The organism is Rhodanobacter sp. OR87 (genome assembly GCF_000473345.1).
Lineage (GTDB): Bacteria > Pseudomonadota > Gammaproteobacteria > Xanthomonadales > Rhodanobacteraceae > Rhodanobacter > Rhodanobacter denitrificans.
In genome coordinates, this window is record NZ_AXBJ01000003.1 from 84,360 (window position 1) to 105,532 (window position 21,173).

Consider the following 21,173-nt stretch of genomic DNA (forward strand, 5'->3'; position numbering starts at 1 on the left):
TCGAGGCATTGACGTACGTGGTGTCGCGCCTGCGTGGCGCGCCGCAAACTGCAGATCAACGGAGTGTTCACCCATGTTGTCCTTTCACTTTGCTCGGCGCCTGATGGCGTCGGGTCTGGTCGCGCTCCTGTTGGGAGCCTTGGCTACGACGGCCTGTGCCATCGAGCCACCGCTGACGCTTGAAGTGGCCGTTCGGCAAGGCCTCGCGCGGGCGCCGCAACTAGAAGCGCGTACCGCCGATACGGCGGCAGCCCGCGAGGAAGGCGCGCGCGCCGGGCGATTGCCGGATCCCATCCTCACACTCGGGCTTTCCAATTTACCCGTCACCAGTCCGGGGGCTTTCAGCCTGCGCTCGGACGGCATGACCATGCGCACCGTGGGCGTGATGCAGACGATTCCATCGCGAGCGGCGCGCGACGCCGAGCGCGGTTTGGCCGCGGCGCAGATTGATGCGGCCGAAGCCGATTACGTTGGCGTGGCCCAAACGGTGCGCGAACGCATTGCCGATGCGTGGATCGAGGTATGGGCCACACAACAGAAGCGTGCGCTGCTGGGCGATTTGCGCGACGAAAGCGCATTAGCCGTGCAGATCGCGCAGGCGCGGCTGCGTGGCGGGGACGGCAGCGCCACCGACGCGCTGGCGGCGCGCACGGATGCGGCCACACTGGACAACCGACTGGAGGCCGTTGACGCCGACCTCGCCGCAGCACGTGCGGGGTTGCGGCGTTGGCTTGGTGAGGACGCGGCCACCGTGGCCGACACACCTGATTTCCAGGTGCTGCCGGTAGCGCCTGCCCGGCTCGAGCAAGCCATCGATCAGCAGGCGCCCATGCAGGCGTGGCAAGCACGCGAACAGGTAGCTGAGGCCGCACTCGCCCAGGCACGGGCTGCCAAACACCCGGATTGGAACGTGTCGGTGGACTATGGCCGACGCGCGCCGTATCTCTCGGACATGGTGAGCTTGCAGGTGGGCGTGAGCCTGCCGTTGTTCACCCGCAACCGGCAGGATCGCGGAATCAGCGCCAAGCAGGCGCAACGGGATGCGGTGCAGGCCGATCACGAAGATGCGCGTCGCGCCCAGCGCGAAGCGGTGGCGCGTGCGATGGTGAATTGGCAGGGTTGGGGACGACAAGTCCAGCGCTATCAGGACACGTTGCTGCCACTGGCACGCGATCGCGCGAAAACAGCGCTGGCTGGGTACCGCGGTGGCGGACCATTCCAGCCATGGTTGGACGCACGCCGCGACGAGATCGAACTGCGTCTGAGTTATGCCGATGCGCTCGCCACCCGTGCGCGGCTATGGGCCTCGCTGGCCTATCTGTTACCCACTTCGGAGACGACGCCATGAAGCGCATCTTGGTAACGCTCATCGCCGGGTTGCTGGCGGTCGTGCTGCTCCTGATCGGCTACTTCGCGGGCCGCCATCAGCCACCGGCGGCGACGTCACGGGCCAGCAGCTCCGCAGCTTCGTCGGCACCGGAAACTGACACCAGGAAAATCCTGTACTGGTATGACACGATGATGCCGCAACAGCATTTCGACAAGCCGGGCCTGTCGCCGATGGGCATGCAGATGGTGCCCAAATATGCCGACGAGAATTCGGCCGACGACAAGGGCATCGTGCGGATCAATCCGGAGACCGTGCAGAACCTGGGGGTGCGCACGGCCACGGTGGAGCGGCGGGTGCTGGCGTCGGCCGTGCAGGTGCCCGGCACGATCACCTGGAATCTGCGCCAGGCCACCACGATCAGTGCGCGCGTCGATGCGGTGGTGAGCAAACTGGACGTGCGCGCGCCCTACACCACGGTGACTGCTGGCCAGCCGCTGGCCGAACTGCTGGCGCCGCAGTGGAGCAGCGCCGTCGCCGAGTACAGCGCCTTGCAACACGCGCAATCGGACGATGCGCAAGCCTTGCAAGCCGCCGCGCGGCAACGTCTGCAGGTGCTGGGCATGACGAGTGCGGATATCCGCTCCGCCCTGCGCGGTGGGAGTAATGCAGCGATTACGCTGCATGCGCCCCAGGCTGGTGTGGTCACCACGCTGGATGTACGCGAAGGCCAGCGGATTACCGCCGGGCAGACGCTGATGACGCTGAACGGGCTGTCCACCGTGTGGGTCGAGGCGGCGCTGCCACAGGCGGTGGCGGGTGCCATGCGCGCGGGCACGCCGGTCAAGGTCACGGCCGATGGGCTGGCTGGCCGAAGTTTTCAAGGCACCGTGGAAACGCTGCTGCCGGATATCGACAACGCCACCCGCACGCAGCGCGCCCGCATCGTGATCGACAATCCCGACGGCGTGCTGAGCCCGGGCATGTTCGCCACCGTGCAGCTCAACCCGAGTCAGGGCAAGGCGGTGCCGGTGGTACCGAACGATGCGCTGATCGCGACGGGCTCCAATACGCGCGTCATTCTCGCCGAAGGCGACGGTCGCTTCCGCGCGGTGCCGGTGCATGCGGGGCGTGCGGCCGGCGGCTATACGGAAATCCTCGACGGCCTCGCAGGGGGCGAAAAGGTGGTGGTCTCCGGCCAGTTCCTGATCGATTCGGAGGCGAGCCTGTCCGGTGCGCTGGAACGGTTGAACGCTCCCGCGAAGTTGGCGCCGGCCAGCAGTGCAGCGAAGCCGGACACCAGCGCACATGGAGCGCATGGAGTACACCCATGATCGCCGCCCTGATACGCGCGGCCATCGCCCATCGGGTGTTCGTGCTGTTGGCTGCACTGGCCTTGGCCTTGATGGGCATGTTCTCGGTGACGCGCACGCCGGTCGATGCGCTGCCCGACCTGTCCGACACCCAGGTGATCATCCGCACCAGCTACCCGGGCCAATCGCCGCAGGTGGTCGAGGATCAGGTCACCTATCCGCTCGCCACCACCATGCTGTCGGTGCCCGGCGCGACGACGGTGCGGGCCTTTTCGTTCTTCGGCGACTCCTACGTCGATGTGTTGTTCGATGACAGCACCGACTTGTACTGGGCGCGGTCGCGGGTGCTGGAGTACCTGAGCCAGGCGCGGGATCGCCTGCCGGTCGGCGTCACGCCCGCGCTCGGCCCCGATGCCACGGGGCTCGGCTGGATCTACGAATACGCGCTGGTCGATCGCACCGGTCAGCACGATCTTGGCCAGCTGCGCGCGCTGCAGGACTGGTTCCTGCGCTATCAGCTCAAGACCGTACCGAATGTCGCCGAGGTGGCGACGTTGGGCGGAATGGAGCGCGCCTGGCAGATCGTGCCCGATCCGCAGGCGCTCGCTGCGCGCGGGATCACCGTGGCGCAGCTGGTCGATGCAGTGCGCAGCGCGAACGGCGCCAACGGCGGCTCGGTGATCGAACAGGGCGAAGCGGAGCTGATGGTGCGCAGCGAAGGCTACCTGAAGAGCCGCGCGGACTTCGAAAACGTGCCGATCACCGCCAACGCCGGCGGCGTGCCGGTGCTGCTGCACGATGTGGCGGTGGTGCGGCGCGGTCCGACGTTTCGCCGTGGCATTGCCGAGCTGGACGGGCAGGGTGAAGTGGTCGGCGGCGTCATCGTGATGCGCACGGGCAAGAACGCGAAAGCCACCATAGCTGCCGTGAAAGCCCGGCTGGCGGAACTGCAGCGCAGCCTGCCGGCCGGCGTCGAGATCGTGCCTACCTACGACCGCTCGCGGCTGATCGACGCCGCGGTGGGCAATCTGTGGACCAAGTTGTTCGAAGAATTCCTGGTGGTGACGCTGGTGTGCGTCCTGTTTCTGTGGCACCTGCGCTCGGCGCTGGTCGCCGTGATCACGTTGCCGCTGGGTGTGCTGGTCGCCTTCATTGCCCTGCATCTGCAAGGCGTGACGGCGAACCTGATGTCGCTCGGCGGTATCGCGATCGCGATCGGTGCGATGGTGGATGCGGCGATCGTGATGATCGAGAACACCCATAAGCATCTGGAACATTGGCGTGACACGAACGACGGACGTGAACCACAAGGTGCGCAGCGGTGGTCGCTGATCGCCGATGCTGCCGCCGAGGTGGGGCCGGCGCTGTTTGTCAGTCTGCTGATCATCGCGCTGTCATTCGTGCCGGTCTTTGCGTTGCAGGGGCAGGAAGGCAAGCTGTTCAAGCCGCTGGCCTTCACCAAGACCTACGCGATGGCGGCAGCGGCCGGGCTGGCGGTGACGCTGGTGCCGGTGCTGATGGGATATTTGATCCGCGGACGCATCCGTGCCGAGCGCGACAATCCGCTCAACCGGGGTTTGATCCATGGCTATCGGCCCCTCCTCGAAGCGGTCCTGCGCTATCCGAAAGCGACCTTGGTGCTGGCCGGTGTACTGCTGCTCACCGCGCTCGTTCCGCTGAGCAGGCTCGGCAGCGAGTTCATGCCGGCGATGGACGAAGGCACGTTGTTGTACATGCCTACCGCACTGCCGGGATTGTCCGCCGGCAAGGCCTCGCAGTTGCTGCAGTTGACCGACCGCATGATCAGGACCGTGCCCGAGGTCGACCACGTGTTCGGCAAGGCCGGTCGTGCCGACACGGCCACCGATCCGGCGCCGCTGGAAATGTTCGAGACTGCGATCACCTTCAAGCCGAAGGACCAGTGGCGGCCCGGCATGACGATGGGCAAGATCAAGGCCGAACTGGACAAGGCCGTCCACGTGCCCGGCCTGACCAACCTGTTCGTGCCGCCGATCCGCAATCGCATCGACATGCTCTCCACCGGCATCAAGAGCCCGATCGGCATCAAGGTCTTGGGCACGGATCTGGCGACGCTGCAAACCGTGGCCGACCGCATCGAGACGGTGGCGAAGACCGTGCCCGGCGTCAGCTCGGCGATTGCCGAACGCCCGACCAGCGGCCGTTATGTCGATGTGCATATCCGTCGCGATGAGGCAGCACGTTATGGGCTGTCCCAACAGCAGTTGCAGCAGTTGATCGCGACCGTGGTCGGCGGTGATCCGATCGACCAGACGGTCGAGGGACGCGAACGTTATCCCATCGTCGTACGCTACCCGCGCGCTGAGCGTGACTCGGTCGAAGCCTTGCGGCAGCTGCCGATTGTCGCTACCAACGGTGCCCAGCTCACGCTGAGTCAGGTGGCTGACATCGCCGTTGAAGCAGGACCGTCCATGCTGAAAAGCGAGGGCGGCCAGTTGGCCACGTATGTCTACGTCGATACGGCCGGCAGCGATTTGGGCACGGTGGTGGCCAGCCTGCAACGTGCGGTGGCGCAGCAAGTCAAATTGCCGCCGGGTACGACCGTGGCTTGGTCCGGTCAGTTCGAATACCTGGCCAGTGCCATGGAAAGACTCAAGGTGGTGGTGCCGATTGCGCTGGTGATCATTTTTCTATTGATCTATGCCGTTTTCCGACGCGTGAGCGAAGCCGCGCTGATCATGGCCAGCGTGCCGCTGGCACTGGTCGGTGGCCTGTGGTTGATCTGGCTGCTTGGGCATGCCGTGTCGGTGGCGACGATCATTGGCTTCATTTCGTTGGCTGGCGTTGCCGCCGAATTCGGCGTGGTGATGCTGCTTTACCTGCACCATGCCTGGGAGCACCAACTAGCGCTCGATCCCCACGCCGGCCCAGAAGCGCTGGACGAAGCGATCCGCGAAGGTGCCGTGCAGCGCGTGCGCCCGAAGGCGATGACCGTCGCGGTGATCCTCGCCGGCCTGTTTCCGATCCTGCTCGGTCATGGCGCCGGCTCGGAAGTGATGCAGCGCATCGCCGCCCCGATGATCGGCGGCATGGTCACGGCACCCTTGCTATCCATGCTCGTTATACCCGCGGCGTACCGCCTGCTGGTTCGTTATCGGCTGCGTAAAGCCAGCAAGACAAACACCGCACTTCACCCCAACCCGCAAGGAAACTGACCCATGAAAAAGCAATACATCACCCTCACGATCGTCGCTGCGCTGTTCACTGCTCCGGTGTTTGCCAACCCGCAGCAGATGGATCCCAACATGCCGGGCATGGCTGGGATGCACGAAGCCACACCCGCCGATGTGCAGGGCGTGGGCGTAGTCAAGGCGGTCGACACCGTCAAGGGCATCATCACGCTGCAGCACGAGGCAATTGCCGCCATCGGCTGGCCGGCGATGACGATGCCGTTCAAGGTGGCGGCGCCGGAGCTGCTGACACGCGTGAAGTTGGGCGACAAGGTGCAATTTACCTTCCGTCAGGCCGGTAATACGGTGACGTCGATCATTGTGGAGCAGTAACTGAGATGTGTGCACTTGCACAAGCAGGTGCTATCCACTCTGGGTTACGTATCGCTGGCCGCGACCTGGATCGGCGGGGCGGTGATGTTGTTGCTTGCAGCGTTGACCGTAGGCAGTGGACGCCGTTTACATCCGTCAACCTGATGACACCGGCCGCCATTTACCGTAGGTAGTGGTGGTCGCTTGCTGCCAAAAAGGGTTATCTCCGTCGCTGATGCTTGCATTGGACTGAAACGGCCATTCGGTACTATCAATTAGGAGATCGTCCGGTGGAACTTCGTCATATGCGCCGTTTTCTGGCTGTCGCTGAAGAACTCCACTTTGCTCGCGCGGCAGATCGACTTCATATTGAGCAATCACCACTATCGCGCGCGATCAAGGAACTCGAGTTCGACCTGGGCGTGCAATTGTTCGAGCGCACCACGCGCAGCACCCGCCTGACTTGGGCCGGTCAGGTTTTTCTCGAAGACGTGCGCCGCGTCTTCGCCGCTCTCGACCAGGCCAGGGTCAATGTGAAGGCGGCCGCGAATGGCTACCACGGCACGCTGCGCATCGCCGTGTCCGACGGCATCGTCCCATCGCGCCTAGCCGCACTCCTGGCCCAATGTCGGGTGGAGGAGCCGGAAGTGGAGACCCGTTTGTTTCAGACGCCGTTCGCACAGCAGGTAAAGGGATTGCGCAACGATCTTTACGATGCGGGCTTTGCTCAATCGGGCGAGGTAGGCGACGGCATCCTCGTCGAGCCGGTGTGGCGCGATCCGCTGGTGGCAGCCGTGCCAGCGCGTCATCCCTTGCTGGCGCACAGGCGGATTCCGCTAGAGGAGCTACTGCGCTATCCGCTGGTGCTCTGTCACCCTGAAGCCTGTGAAGGTTGTGCGCGGCAGATCGAGCGCGTGCTGCGCACCGTGGATATCGAGCCCATCGTGGTCGATCATGTCCGCACGCACGACATGCTGATCACACTGGTTGCTGCAGGCTATGGCATCGGTCTCACCAACGCGACCCACATTGAGGACTTTCGCCATTCCGAGGTCGTTGTGCGACCGTTGGCCGGCCGTGCCGTCATGTTGACGACGTATCTGTTGCACCCAGACGGTGAGCCATCCGAGCCATTACGCCATTTCATCGATCGGGTTAGGTCCGATCAAGCCCCTTTGCCAGGCGACAAACCGTAAAGCGCCTCGATGGCTTCGCCTCATGTCGCGGGAGAAAGCCCTATGAACAAGGTCAGCGTGGTGTTGATGACTGCCATGCTCGCGGCGTGCAGCAGGGCCGCGCCCACCGATACGGTGGACTCGTTGGTGGCGCATCCCGACCGACTGCGTGAAGTCGAACAACAGTGTGCGAACGACTACGCGAAGATGGGCGCCGCCGAATGCAATGCCGCTTCTGAAGCGCGGCATCGCTTGTTCATGGGCAACGGTCCGCAGTACACCCCACCCAAGGAAGCGCCGAAGTTCTGAATCGTTGGCAAAGCAGTACATGATGTCGATGGGTTGCTTGCTACGCCGTCATACGCGCGAAAACCCTACAACACGCCGCGCCTTTTCCCCGCTGTAAATTTTGCGTTTTTGGTCTTCGCTATCGCAATAACGGTCTTTGACCGGCACTGATTAAGGCACCGAAGCTCCGGGTCGCGGCACGTCCTGTCGCAATGACGATGGAGCAAGTCGGAGGCCGGCATGAACGGAACCAGTGTGCTGTTCGGCCAGGTGCTGGCAGTGTTTGGCATCGTGGTCGCGGGAACATGGGCTGCGACCCAATGGACCGCCGCACACCTGGGTTATCAGCTACGCCTCGGCGCGCCCTGGTTCGACCTGTTTGGCATTCCTTTCTATCACCCGTGGCGGCTATTCGAGTGGTGGTACTGGTACGACGCTTATGCGCCGCGCCTGTTCCTCAAGGGCGGCGCCATCGCGGCGGCGAGCGGCTTCACTGCCGCGTTCGTCGCCATCGGCATGTCGGTGTGGCGCGCGCGGCAGTCGCGGCGCGTCACCACCTACGGCTCGGCGCGCTGGGCCGACGCGAAGGAAATCCGCAAGGCCGGATTGACCGGCACCGCGGGCGTCTTTCTCGGCCTCCATCGGGATCGCTACCTGCGGCACGACGGCTCCGAGCACGTCCTGACCTTCGCGCCGACGCGCTCGGGCAAGGGCGTGGGTCTCGTCGTGCCGACGCTGCTCGCCTGGCCGGCCTCGGTCGTGGTCCACGACATCAAGGGCGAGAACTGGCAGCTCACCGCCGGCTGGCGTGCGCGCTTCTCGCACTGCCTGTTGTTCAACCCCACCGATGCGCGTTCCGCTGCCTACAACCCGCTGCTGGAAGTACGGCGCGGCGTGCATGAAGTGCGCGACGTGCAGAACATCGCCGACATCCTCGTTGATCCCGAAGGCGCGCTGGAGCGGCGCAACCATTGGGAGAAGACCAGTCACGCGCTGCTGGTTGGCGCGATCCTGCACGTGCTGTATGCGGGCACCGATAAGACGCTGCGCGGCGTTGCCAACTTTCTGTCCGATCCGGCGTGTCCGTTCGAACTGACGCTGCATCGGATGATGACGACGAAGCACCGGGGCGAGGCGCCGCATCCGGTCGTCGCCTCCGCCGCGCGTGAAGTGCTCAACAAGAGCGACAACGAACGCTCGGGCGTACTGTCCACTGCCATGTCGTTCCTGGGTCTCTACCGCGATCCCACGGTGGCCGAAGTCACCGCGCGTTGCGATTGGCGCATCGCCGACTTGATTTCGGCCGAACATCCGGTGTCGCTGTACCTGGTGGTGCCACCGTCTGATATCAGCCGCACCAAACCGCTGATCCGGCTGATCCTCAACCAGATTGGCCGGCGTCTGACCGAATCGCTCGATGGCTCTGACGGTATCGCGCGCAAACATCGTCTGCTGCTGATGCTCGACGAATTCCCGGCACTCGGCCGGCTCGACTTCTTCGAGTCCGCGTTGGCCTTCATGGCGGGCTACGGCATCCGCAGTTTCCTGATCGCGCAGAGCCTGAATCAGATCGACAAGGCGTATGGCGCCAATCACTCGATCCTGGACAACTGCCATGTGCGCGTGACGTTCGCTACCAACGACGAACGCACCGCCAAGCGCATTTCCGAGACGCTGGGCACCGCGACCGAACTGCGCGCGCAGCGCAACTATGCTGGCCATCGCTTGGCACCGTGGCTGGGCCACTTGATGGTGTCGCGCCAAGAGACGGCGCGTCCGCTGCTGACGCCCGGCGAAGTGATGCAACTCCCGCCCGACGATGCTGTGGTGATGGTCTCGGGCCATGCACCGATCCGTGCGAAAAAGCTGCGCTACTACGCCGATGCCAACTTCAATCGCCGCGTGCTCGCGCCGCCGGTGCTGGCGAACGGCCCTTACGTCGATACACCGGCACGGCGGCCCGACGACTGGAGCGCGCTGCCGATCCCCGTGATGCCGAGTGCGTCTGCCGCGACGATCACGCCGCCTGACGGCGTGACCGACGACGGCGGCCTGCGGCGCCAACCCGAGCTGGCCGACGAGGGGGCCTATGTCCCGGCGCCCGAGGGGGTGGCCGACGACCTGGCAATGCTCGATGACGATGACCTGCCATTGCCGGTTCCCGCCCGGCTCGATCCACGCCTGCAACGTACGGCGCGGCTGGCCACGCTCGATCCGGCGGACGGGATACCGCTATGAGCCAATACCGCCTCAATCTCTTCATCCCGCCCGAGCACGCCCGTCGGCTCGACGAACTGGCCACCAAGAAAGGCGTCTCCAAGTCCTCCATCGTCGCGGCGGCGCTGGCGTCCTGGCTGTCGCCCGATGCCGGCGATCAGCGCGAGGCGGCGATCGCCAAACGGCTCGACCGGCTCACGCGCCAGTTCGAGCGACTGGAGCGCGACCAGTCCATCCAGATTGAGACGCTGGCGCTGTTCATCCGCTACTTCCTGACCGTGAGCACCCCGGTGCCGGAGGCGCACCAGGACGCGGCGCGCGCCCAGGGCAAGGCGCGCTTCGCGCAGTTCATCGAACAGCTGGGTCGCCACCTGCTACGCGGACACAGCCTCGTACGTGAGCTGGTAGAGGAAATCCAGCCCGATACGGTACGGCGCGCCGGCGCCGCCGATGCGGACGCGCAGGCACTGGGAGAGGCGCCATGAGCGCGCAACCGCACGATCTGCGAACGTCGGGCGCCCGGTCGCTGGACCGGCGTGTGCGCATGCTGCGCACGGCGATGGGGCCGCTGATTGCCGCCGCGTTGGAAGATCCGGACGTGGTGGAGATCCTGCTCAACCCGGACGGTTCGTTGTGGATCGACCGGCAGTCCAGCGGGCGCACACCCACGGACGTGCAGCTGTCCGCTGCCGATGGTGAGCGCATCATCCGGCTGGTCGCTGCCCATGTGTGCGCCGAGGTGCATGCCGGCAAGCCGCTGCTGTCGGCGGAATTGCCCGAGACCGGCGAACGCTTCGAGGGCATTCTGCCGCCGGCGGCACCCGGGCCAGCCTTCGCGCTGCGCAAACGTGCGGTCGGCGTGATCCCGCTCGAACGCTACGTGAGCGACGGGATGATGACGGCCGCGCAAGCCGGTTTCCTTGTACGCGCCGTGCGCGAACGCCAGAACATCCTGATCGCCGGCGGCACCAGTAGCGGCAAGACCACGCTCGCCAATGCTTTGCTCGCGGAGATCGCCGCCACCGGCGACCGCGTGCTGGTCCTCGAAGACACCATCGAGCTGCAATGTGCGGCGCGCGACCACGTGCCGCTACGCACGCTGCCGGGCATCGTGTCGATGACGGAACTTGTGCGCGCCACGATGCGCCTGCGTCCCGACCGCGTGATCGTCGGCGAGGTGCGCGGCGGCGAAGCCCTTGATCTGGTCAAGGTGTGGGGCACCGGCCATCCGGGCGGCATAGCCACCGTGCATGCCGGCTCGGCGCACGGCGCGCTGCTGCGCCTGGAGCAACTGATTCTCGAAGTCGCCGTGACCCCGCCGCGCGCGCTGATCGCCGAGGCGGTCAACGTCGTCGTCTTCATCGCCGGGCGCGGCCGTGCGCGCCGCATTCAGGACATCGCTCGCGTCGTCGGTTTCGACGAGCGCGGTTACCGGCTCGACACCGTGCTGGGTGCGTCGCCTTCTTCTCCGCCTTTCTCTCCCGCCACACCAGGAGTCCCGTCATGACGCGAACCCGACTTTACGACGATCCGCTTTTCCGTAAAGCGTTGCCTTGGCTGCTGCTCCTGCTGATATGCCTGGCGGCAACGGCCGCGCGCGCGGCCGGCTCGAACATGCCGTGGGAAGCACCGCTGCAATCCATCCTCGATTCGATCCAGGGGCCGGTCGCCAAGATCATCGCGGTCATCATCATCATCGTGACGGGCCTGACGCTCGCGTTCGGCGACAGCAGCGGCGGCTTCCGGCGTCTGATCCAGATCGTGTTCGGATTATCGATCGCGTTCGCCGCGTCGAGCTTTTTCCTGTCGTTCTTCTCGTTCTCCGGTGGCGCGGTGGTGGCATGAACGAGTCCACCGCCACCGGCTTCGAGGTGCCGCTGCATCGGTCGCTGACCGAACCGATCCTGATGGGCGGCGCGCCGCGCACCGTGGCCATCGCCAACGGCACGCTGGCCGCCGCGGTGGGGCTGGGGCTGCAACTGTGGATTCCCGGCATCGCGCTGTGGCTGATCGGCCATTCGCTCGCGGTGTGGGGAGCGAAAGTCGATCCTCAGTTCATGCCCGTCTTCGCGCGGCACCTCAAGCACAAGCCGCTGCTGGACGTGTGAGGTCGATACGATGTTGCACCTTGCCGAATACCGCCAACGTCCCGCGCTGCTCGCGGACTGGCTGCCGTGGGCGGGGCTCGTCGCGCGGGGCGTGGTGCTCGACAAGGATGGCGCGTTCCAGCGCACCGCGCGCTTTCGCGGGCCGGACCTGGACAGCGCGACGTCGGGCGAACTGATCGCCACGACCGCGCGCTTGAACAATGCACTGCGCCGGCTGGGCTCGGGCTGGGCGCTGTTCATCGAGGCCGAACGCCGGCCGGCCGCGGACTATCCGCACTCGGACTTTCCCGAACCGCTGTCCTGGCTGGTGGACGAGGAACGCCGCGCCGCGTTCGAGGAAACCGGCAGCCATTTCGAGAGCGCCTATTACCTGACACTGCTGTACCTGCCGCCTGAGGAATCGCGGGCACGCGCGGGCAAGCTGCTCTACGAGAACACGCCGACCCGCGGCGTGGACTGGCACGAACGGCTGACCGCTTTTGTCGCCGAAACCGACCGCGTGTTCGATCTGCTCGACGGCATGATGCCGGAGATTGCGTGGCTGGACGACAGCGAGACGTTGACCTACCTGCACGGCTGCATTTCGACGCGCCGCTATGCCATCGGCGTGCCCGAGGTGCCGTTCCACCTGGACGCGCTGCTGGCCGACACCGCACTCGTGGGTGGCCTGGCGCCGATGCTGGGCGAGCAGCATGTGCGTGTGGTGACGGTGCGAGGCTTCCCGACGACGACCTGGCCGGGGATGCTCGATGACCTCAATCGCCTTGGTTTCGCGTACCGCTGGTCCGTGCGCTTCCTGTGCCTGGACAAGGCCGAGGCCGAGAGAGAGTTGGGCCGGTTGCGCCGGCAGTGGTTCGCCAAGCGCAAGAACGTTGTCGCGCTCTTGCGCGAAACGATCTTCCAGCAGGAATCGCCACTGGTCGATACCGACGCCAGCAACAAGGCGAGCGACGCCGACGCCGCCCTGCAGGAATTGGGCAGCGACCAGGTGGCCTTTGGTTACGTGACCACGACCGTCACCGTGATGGATGCCGACGCGGCAGCCGCCGACGAAAAGCTGCGCATGGTCGAGCGTGCCATCCAGGGCCGCGGCTTCGTGACGATTCCCGAAACGCTCAATGCGGTGGAAGCGTGGCTGTCCTCGATTCCGGGTCATGCCTATGCCAACGTGCGTCAGCCGATCATCTCGACGTTGAACCTCGCGCACCTGATGCCGGTGTCGGCGGTGTGGGCGGGACAAGAGAAGAACGCCCATCTCGATGGGCCGCCGCTGATCGTCACGCGCACCGATGGCGCCACGCCGTTTCGGTTGGTCACGCACATCGGTGATGTGGGTCATACGTTGGTGGTCGGCCCCACTGGCATGGGCAAGTCGGTGTTGCTGGCCGTGTTGGCGATGCAGTTCCGGCGCTATCGCGGCGCGCGCATCTTCGCGTTCGACATGGGCCGCTCGATGCGCGCCACCATCCTGGGTCTCGGCGGGGAGCACTACGACCTCGGCACGGATGGCGCGATCGCGTTCCAGCCGCTCGCGCGCATCGACCAGGAGGGTTATCGCACCTGGGCCAGCGAATGGGTCGAAGGTCGCCTGTCGCACGAAGGCGTGGCCATCGGTCCCGACGAGAAGGCGGCCATCTGGTCGGCGCTGGGGAGTCTCGCTGGCGCGCCGATGGAACAACGCACGATGACCGGCTTGTCGGTGCTGCTGCAATCGAACGCGCTGCGCCAGGCGCTCGCGCCCTACGTGCTCGGTGGCGCCCACGGCAAGTTGCTCGATGCCGATCACGACCGCTTGGGCCGCGCCGACGTGCAAGGTTTCGAGATGGAGGAGCTGATGCACAGCAAGGCCGCGGTGTTGGCCGTGCTGCATTACCTCTTTGCACGCTTCGAGGAGCGGTTCGACGGCGCGCCGACGCTGCTGATCCTCGACGAGTCCTGGCTGTTCCTGGATGACCCGGTGTTCGCGGCACGCATCCGCCAGTGGCTCAAGACGTTGCGCAAGAAGAACGTCAGCGTCGTCTTCGCCACGCAGTCGCTCGCCGACATCAAGGATTCGAGCATCGCACCCGCGATCATCGAGAGCTGCGCGAGCCGCATCTTCCTGCCGAACCCGCAGGCCACCGAGCCGCAGATACGGACGATTTACGAGGGCTTCGGCCTGAACAACCGGCAGATCGATATCGTCGCTACCGCGCAGCCCAAGCGCGACTACTACTACCAGTCGCGGCTGGGCAATCGCCTGTTCGATCTCGACCTCGGGCCTATCGCACTGGCCTTCGCCGGCACCTCGACGCCCCAGGACCAGCACGCTATCGACCGCGTGCTGCTCGACGCCAGTGCGCCGGAGTTCACTGGCGCTTGGCTACGCCACGCCGGCCTCGATTGGGCCGCTGATCTCATCCCTTCGTTTCCTTCGCTACCGGAGATGCAGCCATGAAGAAGATCGGGCTGGCCGCCGCCGCGGCCGTGTTGTTCACGTGTTCATCCGCGAGCTTCGCGCAGTGGGCGGTGTTCGACGTCGCGAACTATTCGCAGAACCTGATGACCGCCGCGCGCGAACTGCAACAGATCGACAACCAGATCCAGCAGTTGCAGAACGAGGCGACGATGCTGGTCAACCAGGGTCGCAATCTCACCAGCCTCAACTACAACTCGCTGTCGCAGTTGCTCACCACATTGGCGAACACCAACCAGTTGATCACGCGGGCGCAGGGATTGACCTTCAACGTCGCGCAGTCGCAGGCGACCTTTAACCGGCTGTATCCGTCGTCCTACGACGCCGGTACCAGCCATACCCAGATGGTGCGGGACGCGCAAGCGCGCTGGCAGACCTCGGTGCAGGCGTTGCAGACGGCCACACAGATGCAGTCGCAGGCGGCGCAAAACATGCTGTCGGACCAGAACGTTTTGAGCGGGCTGGTCACGCAAAGTCAGGGTGCGGTCGGTGGGTTGCAGGCCAGTCAGGCGACCAACCAATTGCTGGCACTGATCGCGCGCCAAGAAATTCAGGCCCAGCAGCTCACCGTTTCGCAGGATCGCGCGGCGGCGCTGGATCAGGCCCGCGCAGTGGCCGACGAGGCGCAGGCCGAGCAGGTGCGTTCGCGTTTCATCGGCAACGGCCCGCAGTACACACCGCAGCCTGTGAACTTTTATGACAACTGAAGCCATGACGCGCGCACTCGTCTTGTCCGTCGTCGTGGTGCTGGCCGCCTGCGGCCGGTACACCCCCGTGTTGACAGTGGAGGCGCTGGCCCACAATCCGCAGCGGCTCTACATCCTGCGTCATCGCTGTGCCGTGGCGCACGCACGCGTTGGCGATGCCACGTGTGACCTCGTGGATGAGGCCTATGCGCAGCGCTTCTTCTTCGGTCTCGGCGGCCCCGATGAATACCAGACGCTGGCCTCGCTGCCGCCGATTCCGGCGAGCTTCGACCAGTCCGACGACGGAACACGGCCATGAACGACATCTCCGTCATCGACCAGTTCCTGGCCGTCTTCTCGCAGTACATCGACTCGGGCTTCGGCCTGCTGCACGGCGAGGTGGCGTATCTGAGCGCCACGCTGATCGTCATCGACATGACGCTGGCGGGCCTGTTCTGGGCGATGGGTGGCGAGGAAGTGCTGGCCAAGCTCATCCGCAAGACGCTTTATATCGGCGCCTTCGCCTACATCATCGGCAACTTCAACACGCTGGCCGGCATCGTGTTCCGTTCGTTTGCGGGTCTCGGGCTGCTCGCCGCCGGCTCGACCGTCCGCATTGGCGACTTCCTGCAGCCCGGGCGCCTCGCCCAGATCGGCGTCCGGGCCGGCCAGCCGATCCTGCAACAGCTCGGCACGATGTCCCACGGGTTTACGGCCGTCTTCAGCAACCTCGACATGATCGTGGTGCTGCTCCTCGCGTGGATCGTCGTGGTCATCAGCTTCTTCATCCTGGCGGTGCAGCTTTTCGTGACGCTGATCGAGTTCAAGCTGACCACGCTGGCCGGCTTCGTGCTGGTGCCGTTCGCGCTCTGGAACAAGACCGCGTTCCTCGCCGAGAAGGTGCTCGGCAACGTGGTGTCCGCGGGCGTCAAGGTGTTGGTGCTGGCCGTGATCGTCGGCATCGGCTCGACGATCTTCGGGCAGTTCCAGACACCGACCGGCGCCGATCCGTCGCTGAACCACGTACTCGCCATCATGCTGGCTTCGCTCACGATGCTGGGCTTGGGTATCTTCGGGCCAGGTATTGCTACGGGGCTGGTGTCCGGTGCGCCGCAGCTCGGTGCCGGGGCGGCGGCTGGCACGGCACTCGGTGCCGCGGGCTTGGCCGTCGCCGGCGGCGCAGCCGTTGCGACGGGCGGTGCCGCCGTCGCCGCCGGCACACGCCTGGCCGCGCGCGGGGCAGTAGGCACTGTGCGCGCGGCCAGCGGCGCTGCCACGGCGTATCGCGCCGGCACGGCGGCGTCGGGCGCGACCGGGGCGCGAGCCTTCGGCGCTGGCATGGCCAACGTCGCGCGCAGCGGCGCACAAGCCGCTGGGCAGCGCATGGCAGCGGGCACTCGCGCCGTGCGGAACCGTGTTGCCTCGGCGGTCGGTGTCACGCCTGCTTCAAGCTCACCCGCCGGCGAAGCACCCGGCGCACCGGCGGCGGGCGCCGCCGCATCACCCACACCCAACGACAAAGCGCCTGACTGGGCGCAGCGGCTGCAACGCCGCCAGCGCGTGGCACACGGCGCCTCGACCGCCGCGCACGTGGTGCGCTCGGCCGATCACGGCGGCGGTGGCGCAGCCCCCGAGCTGCGCGATTCCTCGAACGAGTAAGGGAGGCGAACGATGCGTTTCAAACGATCTGGCGTGCGCTACAGCGAGTCACCCGCGCCTGCCACACCTTACCAGGCCGCCGCTCAGGTCTGGGATGAACGGCTCGGCAGCGCCCGCGTGCAGGCGAAGAACTGGCGGCTGATGGCCTGCGGCTGCTTGGGACTCGCCGTGCTGATGGCGGCTGGGCTGGTTTGGCAGTCTGGCCAGTCGCGCGTCACGCCCTACGTAGTCGAGGTCGATCATGCAGGACAGGTGCGTGCGGTCGGTGCGGCGGTGACACCGTACAAGCCGACCGACGCGCAGATCGCCTATCACCTGGCGCACTTCATCACCGACGTGCGCTCGCTGTCGATCGACCCGGTGGTGGTGCGGCAGAACTGGCTCGAAGCCTACGGCTACACCACCGACCGCGGTGCGACGCCTTTGAACGACTACGCGCGTGCCCACGATCCGTTCGCCCACGTTGGCCAGGATTCCGTATCCGTGGACGTGACCAGCGTGGTGAGGGTCAGCGATACCTCGTTCCAGTTGCGCTGGACCGAGCAGCACTACCACCAGGGCACACTCACGGGCATCGAGCACTGGACCGCGATGCTCACCCTCGTCATGCAGACGCCGCGCACCGAGCAGCAGGTGCGCCGCAACCCCCTCGGTATCTATATCAACGGCCTGTCCTGGAGCCGCGATCTGGACGTGCCGGAAGGAGCAAAGAAGCCATGAAACACGCCATCACCGTCATTGCCTACCTCGCCCTGCTGGGTGGACTTGCTGGTTGCGCCACCCAAGGCAAACCGCCGCCCACGATCTCGCTGGATGAATCCGTGAAGGCGCTGCCGCTGCCCGAACCACCCAAGCCGGTCGCCGTGGTGACGGTGCCCAAGCCCTTGCCGCTGCCGGACCAGATGAAGCCGCTGCCGACGGCCGCCGACGCCACGCCGGCACCCGAGCCGGCCGACGCGAAGGCCCGCGTCGAACAGGCCAACGCCGAGGCGAGTGTGGCACCCACGCGCGAGGGTTACATCAACGCGATCCAGGTCTGGCCGTTCTCCGACGGGGCGCTCTATCAGGTCTATACGAGTCCGGACCGGGTGACGGTCGTTTCGTTGCAGCCGGGTGAGGAGTTGGTCACAGTCGCCGCCGGCGATACGGTGCAATGGATCGTGGGCGATACGGCCAGCGGCAGCGGCGTGAGCCGGCGCGTGGCCGTAATGGTCAAGCCGGTGCGTGTGGGGATCAAGACCAACCTCGTCATCACGACAAGCCGACGCACTTATTTACTGGAACTCACCTCCACGCCGAAAGCGTGGATGGCCTCGGTGTCGTGGGAGTACCCGAAGGACCAGATGTTGGCGCTGCAGGCCCAGGCGCAAGCGACCGATGCGCAGGCGCCGGCCGCCTCGGGCCTGTCGCTGGATCAGTTGCACTTCCGCTACGCGATCACGGGGGACAATCCGCCGTGGAAGCCGGTACGTGCGTTCGACGATGGGCAGCACGTCTATATCCAATTCCCGGCCGGCATTGCGCAAGGTGAACTGCCCCCGCTGTTCGTCGTCGGGCCGGACGGCAAGGGCGAGCTGGTGAACTACCGCTTCCATGCACCCTACGACATCGTGGATCGCCTGTTCGGCGCGGCCGAGCTGCGGCTGGGCGGAGACAAAGCGACCGTGGTGCGCATCGAACGTACTGATGGCGTGGCCGTGGGAGCTGGGCATGGACACCACTGACCGCGAGTCGCAGTCCGCGCCGAAGGTGACGCCCGAGGGCGTCGCACTGCGGGCGGCACCGCGTCCGGTGACACGGTTGAACCGTCGCACGCTGGTGGTCGCCACCACGGTGTTGGCGGTCGCTGTCGCCGGAGCATCGATGTGGGCACTGCAATCGAAGGGCCGGCGCGGTTCCACCGATCGAACCGAGTTGTACAACGTCGATCGCGTGACGAAGACAGACGACCTGGACCGGTTGCCGGCAGACTACTCGAAGCTACCTGCCAAGCCCGCCCCAGTGCCGGCGGCCAGCGTGCCACAGCTCGGACCGCCGCTACCGGGTGATTGGGGCGCGGCGTCGGCCATGTCACCGCTGCCGAACGGCGGGGCCAATCCGGGATCATCGGCCAAGAGCATCGACCGGCAGCGCCAGGCCGAGGAAGTCGCCCGTTCGTCGGTGTTCTTCCGTACCAGCAACACCACGGGCAAAACGGATGCGGCGACGACGGTGGCCCAGGTGCCGGCCATGCCGAATGCGTCGGCCGGGCCGTTCAATCCGATGGGCACCGGGCCGGCATCCACCGCGGCGCAGCCCAACGACCCGACGGCGATCCAGAACCGGCAGGACCTGAAGGAGGCGTTCCTGACCAAAGGCGGCAACGCCGCCACCAGTAACACGGGCACCTTGCAGGCAGCGGCTTCGCCGTACACGGTGATGGCCGGCACCGTAATCCCGGCGGCGCTGGTGACGGGCATCAATTCCGACCTGCCAGGGCAGATCATCGCCGAGGTCACGCAGCCGGTGTACGACACGGCGACCGGTCGCTATCTGCTCATTCCGCAGGGCTCGCGCTTGCTCGGCCGCTATGACAGCCAGATAGCCTTCGGCCAGCGGCGCGTGCTGCTGGTCTGGTTGCGGCTGGTGCTGCCGGATACCTCGTCGATCGCGCTGGACAAACTGCCCGGCATCGACCCAGCCGGCTACGCCGGCCTGGAGGATGGTGTGGACTGGCATTGGGGCCGCATCCTGGCCGGCGCGGCGCTGTCCACGATGCTCGGCGTCAGCTCGGAGCTGGCCGTCTCGAACGAGGGCAACGTCAACGGCAACACGGTCGTCGCCTTGCGCGACAGCGCACAGGACACAGCCAATCAAGTCGGCCAGGAAATCACTCGACGCAACCTCAGCATTCAGCCGACGCTGACGGTGCGGCCGGGCTTCCCGCTGGACGTGATGGTCAACAAGGATCTGGTGCTACGGCCGTACCAACCGCTCTTTATTCAGAGAGGACCTATGCCATGAGCACGTCCACGAAGAAGCTACGGCTTGGGCCGCTACCGAATACAGAAACCCTCAAACTAACCTTCGTGTGTCCGGTTGGCCTCAAGGCTGACCTAGACCGCTACGCGGCCTTGCATGCGCAGACCTACGGCGAGGCGGTCGATGCGGTGACGTTGATCCCGTACATGCTGGAAACGTTCATGGCGGGGGATAGGTGGTTTCGGCGGGGCAGGGGAGAGGGCAGCCGGAGTTCCTCTCGCACGAACATCTCATAGGGGCGAGGAAGGAAGCAGATTTACGTATCGTAACTACGATGTTTGGAGTACGGCGCTGTTATTCTTGTGGATTGGCGGAACGTTGGCTGGTGAACGCCGCTAATCGACCTTGGAGATAACGCGCTTTCATGGCTCAGCCCATTGTCATCCAGCTCCAGGAGCTGGCGTCGAGTAGCGATCACGATGTCAGCGACTTGCTCCGCAAGGCGCTGATGGTTGCGACAAAACTAAATCTGTCCGAGTTCCGTAGGTGGATTCTCGCTGAACTGAATGGCTACGCAGGAGCCACCCATCAGTCACTGCCTGACTACCGCCTTGTTCACGGGGACTTGCGGGTTCAGAACCCTTTCCATGGGCTGCAACCTTTTCTGGTGCCTCAGGATCTGCACGAGACAATCACGCAAGTTCATGTGACGGAGTCAGTGGCGTCCATCCAGCAGTTGATTGAGGGCTCGCAAAAGGGTCATCTCGTTTTCTATTTTTCGCCTGAGCAAGAACGCGTACTGATGTCGATGCAGGATGGCTTTGCCCCACTGAGACCATTGCGTGTGATCGGTGCCAACAAGCTGATGGCCATCCTCCATACCGTTCGCACACGCATTTTGGAATGGTCGCTCTCGCTGGAAGCGGAGGGCATCTTGGGAGACGGGCTTTCATTTTCCGCGAGCGAGAAACAGGCAGCCATGCACAGTCAGAACATCCGTATCGAAAACTTTCAGGGCATCCTGGGTAATGTGGAAAGTGGTTCGGTAACTCAGACCAATACGCAACACGTCACAGCGTCAGACTTCTCTTCGCTCGCACGTTACCTGGCTGACCAAGGCGTTGAAGATGCTGAGATCCGGGAACTGGAGCAGGCCGTGCGCAACGACGCTGAGCCGCATCCTGGAAAAGGCTTTGGCCCACAAGTGAGTGCATGGGTCGGCAAGATGGTTGCTTTGGCTGCTTCCGGTGGATGGGAAATAAGCGTGGCGACGGCCGGTGGTGTGCTGGCTTCGGCATTGAGCAAGTTCTATGGGTTGGGTTAAGCAGCAGCTTCTGCGGTGAGGTATGCTTTGCCACGATTGACGATGGCGTTGCTGGAGTCGTTGCCGCGCAAGTCGCTCCATCTCTCGCGCCAGAAAAAGATGTGCGCCTCCGACGGTAAAAGTGACGGTAAAGCCGACG

General features: G+C 65.2%; 20 protein-coding genes. All 20 read left to right on the forward strand.

Features of this window, described 5'->3' with window-relative positions:
- The first annotated feature begins 73 nt into the window (after positions 1–73).
- Positions 74–1,348, forward strand: coding sequence for a TolC family protein (locus RHOOR87_RS0103500; protein ID WP_027484251.1), 1,275 nt, complete (start codon positions 74–76; stop codon positions 1,346–1,348).
- Positions 1,345–2,661: an efflux RND transporter periplasmic adaptor subunit gene (locus tag RHOOR87_RS0103505; protein WP_027484252.1), complete on the forward strand. Its 1,317-nt coding sequence runs from the start codon at positions 1,345–1,347 to the stop codon at positions 2,659–2,661. Before RHOOR87_RS0103500 ends, RHOOR87_RS0103505 begins: the two co-directional genes overlap by 4 nt.
- Complete coding sequence (locus RHOOR87_RS0103510; protein WP_027484253.1) at positions 2,658–5,834, forward strand: efflux RND transporter permease subunit; 3,177 nt, start codon at positions 2,658–2,660, stop codon at positions 5,832–5,834. Before RHOOR87_RS0103505 ends, RHOOR87_RS0103510 begins: the two co-directional genes overlap by 4 nt.
- Positions 5,835–5,837: 3 nt before the next feature.
- Positions 5,838–6,182, forward strand: coding sequence for a copper-binding protein (locus RHOOR87_RS0103515; protein ID WP_027484254.1), 345 nt, complete (start codon positions 5,838–5,840; stop codon positions 6,180–6,182).
- 269 nt (positions 6,183–6,451) lie between these two features.
- A complete protein-coding gene (locus RHOOR87_RS0103520) occupies positions 6,452–7,357 on the forward strand; it encodes a LysR substrate-binding domain-containing protein (RefSeq protein WP_027484255.1) in 906 nt (301 codons plus the stop codon).
- 42 nt (positions 7,358–7,399) lie between these two features.
- The gene (locus RHOOR87_RS0103525) at positions 7,400–7,645 is read left to right on the forward strand and encodes an EexN family lipoprotein (protein WP_027484256.1); all 246 of its coding nucleotides are present in this window, start codon (positions 7,400–7,402) and stop codon (positions 7,643–7,645) included.
- A 219-nt stretch (positions 7,646–7,864) separates the two neighbouring features.
- Complete coding sequence (locus RHOOR87_RS0103530) at positions 7,865–9,862, forward strand: conjugal transfer protein TraG (protein WP_027484257.1); 1,998 nt, start codon at positions 7,865–7,867, stop codon at positions 9,860–9,862.
- Complete coding sequence (locus RHOOR87_RS0103535; RefSeq protein ID WP_027484258.1) at positions 9,859–10,326, forward strand: CopG family transcriptional regulator; 468 nt, start codon at positions 9,859–9,861, stop codon at positions 10,324–10,326. Before RHOOR87_RS0103530 ends, RHOOR87_RS0103535 begins: the two co-directional genes overlap by 4 nt.
- Positions 10,323–11,348, forward strand: a complete 1,026-nt coding sequence (gene trbB / locus RHOOR87_RS18975) for a P-type conjugative transfer ATPase TrbB (RefSeq protein ID WP_043795340.1) — start codon at positions 10,323–10,325, stop codon at positions 11,346–11,348. The genes RHOOR87_RS0103535 and trbB overlap by 4 nt, the downstream gene beginning before the upstream one ends.
- On the forward strand, positions 11,345–11,686 hold the full coding sequence (locus RHOOR87_RS18980) for a TrbC/VirB2 family protein (protein WP_043795341.1): 342 nt from the start codon (positions 11,345–11,347) through the stop codon (positions 11,684–11,686). Before trbB ends, RHOOR87_RS18980 begins: the two co-directional genes overlap by 4 nt.
- Positions 11,683–11,949: a VirB3 family type IV secretion system protein gene (locus RHOOR87_RS0103550; RefSeq protein WP_027484259.1), complete on the forward strand. Its 267-nt coding sequence runs from the start codon at positions 11,683–11,685 to the stop codon at positions 11,947–11,949. Before RHOOR87_RS18980 ends, RHOOR87_RS0103550 begins: the two co-directional genes overlap by 4 nt.
- A 10-nt stretch (positions 11,950–11,959) precedes the next feature.
- On the forward strand, positions 11,960–14,386 hold the full coding sequence (gene trbE, locus RHOOR87_RS0103555) for a conjugal transfer protein TrbE (protein ID WP_027484260.1): 2,427 nt from the start codon (positions 11,960–11,962) through the stop codon (positions 14,384–14,386).
- A complete protein-coding gene (trbJ, locus tag RHOOR87_RS0103560; RefSeq protein ID WP_027484261.1) occupies positions 14,383–15,111 on the forward strand; it encodes a P-type conjugative transfer protein TrbJ in 729 nt (242 codons plus the stop codon). The genes trbE and trbJ overlap by 4 nt, the downstream gene beginning before the upstream one ends.
- A gap of 4 nt (positions 15,112–15,115) precedes the next feature.
- Complete coding sequence (locus RHOOR87_RS0103565; protein ID WP_027484262.1) at positions 15,116–15,409, forward strand: hypothetical protein; 294 nt, start codon at positions 15,116–15,118, stop codon at positions 15,407–15,409.
- Positions 15,406–16,749 carry a P-type conjugative transfer protein TrbL gene (trbL, locus tag RHOOR87_RS0103570; RefSeq protein ID WP_027484263.1) on the forward strand — a complete coding sequence of 448 codons (1,344 nt, stop codon included), beginning with the start codon at positions 15,406–15,408 and terminating at the stop codon, positions 16,747–16,749. The genes RHOOR87_RS0103565 and trbL overlap by 4 nt, the downstream gene beginning before the upstream one ends.
- A 12-nt stretch (positions 16,750–16,761) precedes the next feature.
- Positions 16,762–17,469 (forward strand): conjugal transfer protein TrbF, encoded by a 708-nt coding sequence (gene trbF, locus RHOOR87_RS0103575; RefSeq protein WP_027484264.1) that lies wholly within the window; start codon positions 16,762–16,764, stop codon positions 17,467–17,469.
- Positions 17,466–18,473 (forward strand): P-type conjugative transfer protein TrbG, encoded by a 1,008-nt coding sequence (trbG, locus tag RHOOR87_RS0103580; protein WP_051357923.1) that lies wholly within the window; start codon positions 17,466–17,468, stop codon positions 18,471–18,473. The genes trbF and trbG overlap by 4 nt, the downstream gene beginning before the upstream one ends.
- The gene (locus tag RHOOR87_RS0103585) at positions 18,460–19,752 is read left to right on the forward strand and encodes a TrbI/VirB10 family protein (protein WP_027484266.1); all 1,293 of its coding nucleotides are present in this window, start codon (positions 18,460–18,462) and stop codon (positions 19,750–19,752) included. Before trbG ends, RHOOR87_RS0103585 begins: the two co-directional genes overlap by 14 nt.
- A complete protein-coding gene (locus tag RHOOR87_RS0103590) occupies positions 19,749–20,006 on the forward strand; it encodes a DUF2274 domain-containing protein (RefSeq protein WP_027484267.1) in 258 nt (85 codons plus the stop codon). Before RHOOR87_RS0103585 ends, RHOOR87_RS0103590 begins: the two co-directional genes overlap by 4 nt.
- Positions 20,007–20,134: 128 nt before the next feature.
- Positions 20,135–21,034, forward strand: a complete 900-nt coding sequence (locus RHOOR87_RS0103595) for a hypothetical protein (protein WP_027484268.1) — start codon at positions 20,135–20,137, stop codon at positions 21,032–21,034.
- Positions 21,035–21,173 lie beyond the last annotated feature (139 nt).

Bases quoted from the DNA above. Each gene is read 5' to 3' on its own strand.
- RHOOR87_RS0103500 (WP_027484251.1), top strand. From the start codon at position 74: ATGTTGTCCTTTCACTTTGCTCGGCGCCTGATGGCGTCGGGTCTGGTC.
- RHOOR87_RS0103505 (WP_027484252.1), top strand. From the start codon at position 1,345: ATGAAGCGCATCTTGGTAACGCTCATCGCCGGGTTGCTGGCGGTCGTG.
- RHOOR87_RS0103510 (WP_027484253.1), top strand. From the start codon at position 2,658: ATGATCGCCGCCCTGATACGCGCGGCCATCGCCCATCGGGTGTTCGTG.
- RHOOR87_RS0103515 (WP_027484254.1), top strand. From the start codon at position 5,838: ATGAAAAAGCAATACATCACCCTCACGATCGTCGCTGCGCTGTTCACT.
- RHOOR87_RS0103525 (WP_027484256.1), top strand. From the start codon at position 7,400: ATGAACAAGGTCAGCGTGGTGTTGATGACTGCCATGCTCGCGGCGTGC.
- RHOOR87_RS0103530 (WP_027484257.1), top strand. From the start codon at position 7,865: ATGAACGGAACCAGTGTGCTGTTCGGCCAGGTGCTGGCAGTGTTTGGC.
- RHOOR87_RS0103535 (WP_027484258.1), top strand. From the start codon at position 9,859: ATGAGCCAATACCGCCTCAATCTCTTCATCCCGCCCGAGCACGCCCGT.
- trbB (WP_043795340.1), top strand. From the start codon at position 10,323: ATGAGCGCGCAACCGCACGATCTGCGAACGTCGGGCGCCCGGTCGCTG.
- RHOOR87_RS18980 (WP_043795341.1), top strand. From the start codon at position 11,345: ATGACGCGAACCCGACTTTACGACGATCCGCTTTTCCGTAAAGCGTTG.
- RHOOR87_RS0103550 (WP_027484259.1), top strand. From the start codon at position 11,683: ATGAACGAGTCCACCGCCACCGGCTTCGAGGTGCCGCTGCATCGGTCG.
- trbE (WP_027484260.1), top strand. From the start codon at position 11,960: ATGTTGCACCTTGCCGAATACCGCCAACGTCCCGCGCTGCTCGCGGAC.
- trbJ (WP_027484261.1), top strand. From the start codon at position 14,383: ATGAAGAAGATCGGGCTGGCCGCCGCCGCGGCCGTGTTGTTCACGTGT.
- RHOOR87_RS0103565 (WP_027484262.1), top strand. From the start codon at position 15,116: ATGACGCGCGCACTCGTCTTGTCCGTCGTCGTGGTGCTGGCCGCCTGC.
- trbL (WP_027484263.1), top strand. From the start codon at position 15,406: ATGAACGACATCTCCGTCATCGACCAGTTCCTGGCCGTCTTCTCGCAG.
- trbF (WP_027484264.1), top strand. From the start codon at position 16,762: ATGCGTTTCAAACGATCTGGCGTGCGCTACAGCGAGTCACCCGCGCCT.
- trbG (WP_051357923.1), top strand. From the start codon at position 17,466: ATGAAACACGCCATCACCGTCATTGCCTACCTCGCCCTGCTGGGTGGA.
- RHOOR87_RS0103585 (WP_027484266.1), top strand. From the start codon at position 18,460: ATGGACACCACTGACCGCGAGTCGCAGTCCGCGCCGAAGGTGACGCCC.
- RHOOR87_RS0103590 (WP_027484267.1), top strand. From the start codon at position 19,749: ATGAGCACGTCCACGAAGAAGCTACGGCTTGGGCCGCTACCGAATACA.
- RHOOR87_RS0103595 (WP_027484268.1), top strand. From the start codon at position 20,135: ATGGCTCAGCCCATTGTCATCCAGCTCCAGGAGCTGGCGTCGAGTAGC.